This window comes from Promicromonospora iranensis, assembly GCF_028994775.1.
GTDB classification, from domain to species: Bacteria; Actinomycetota; Actinomycetes; order Actinomycetales; family Cellulomonadaceae; genus Promicromonospora; species Promicromonospora iranensis_A.
Window position 1 is genome coordinate 1 of record NZ_JAJQMN010000030.1, and the last position, 1110, is coordinate 1110.

1 protein-coding gene is annotated in these 1110 nt (G+C 65.8%); it reads right to left on the reverse strand.

The annotated features are described in order from the left end of the window. Nucleotides 1-263 precede the first annotated feature (263 nt). Nucleotides 264-518 (reverse strand): hypothetical protein, encoded by a 255-nt coding sequence (locus LUU90_RS26365; protein WP_275007329.1) that lies wholly within the window; start codon nucleotides 516-518, stop codon nucleotides 264-266. Nucleotides 519-1110 lie beyond the last annotated feature (592 nt).

The following is a 1110-nucleotide window of genomic DNA, read 5'->3' on the forward strand; positions in this document are numbered from 1 at the left end:
ATGCGGACCATCTTCTCCAGCGCTCGGCTGGTGGCTTCCTCGGCGTCGATCCCGGGGACGCGGGCAGCGACCGAACGCACGACGTTGGGCCGATGCACGACCCAGTCGTCAATCCGCAGGTCACCAGTCGTGGTCACGCGGTCTTGCCCCCCTGTGCCCATAGTGTCCGAATTTGATGCGCTGGCCAATGATCGCACCCCAACTCTGGTTTCGCGCAAGTGTTCGGGCCCTTCGGAAACGGGATCGGCGCTGTTCATCGGTGCTCACCTCCGGTTCGTCGCGAACGTGGTCGATACGGCATCGAGGCCCTGCGGTCCGGCTGTCGCGTGAATGACCGCCAGCGCGACCTCACAGGTGGCGGCGATCAGGTCGCTCGCTCCCCAGGCGTCGGCGAGACGGTAGAGGTTGACTGCATCGCCCTCCGCGTACGCGCGCAGGTATTGGGCCCCCAGGCGAACGAGTTCGGGGTGCTCGGTGTGTTCCATGCAGCCCAGACGCGCGAGATGCGCGGATGTCACAGCACTTACGGGATTTTTCTTCGATTTCTCCTGTGGCGTCCGTTTCGACCACCTAGAAGGCGCCAAGCAGATGCCCCGAGACAGCCGTTCGACGAGCGCCGTACGGCCTCCTCGGGTAGGCCTGTGAGCCAGACCACATGTCATTGCATCAAAAGTGCTGTGACATCTGGGACGCACGCGCGTCTTAGGTATGACGCGGACGAAGTTCGGACCTCGCTGGGGGCGGGCCGAGCTCCGGCGCGTCGGCGGGAGCAGTGGCTCGGAGTGCGCTGGGGGCACACCGAACCACGCGCTCCCGTCGATCGGCGCGAGCGCCGGTTCGGACCTCGCTGGCGGCGGACCGAACCGGTGCTCGTAGCCCCGGCGACCCGGACGCCGTCCGGTCCCCGGCCCTGTCCGGATCTCCTTTACCGGGCTCGCCCGGTCCACGTATCGTGGTGACATGCGCATCGCACGCTCGCTGCTTACCTAGCTGTGATGTCCAGGGAGGTTGTTCCTGGATTCTGACGACACGCGGCCGGGTTACCAGCTGACGAAGGCCTCCGGTCGTGAAGTGGAGATGTCGAATAACCGCTCCACGCACCGGAGGCCT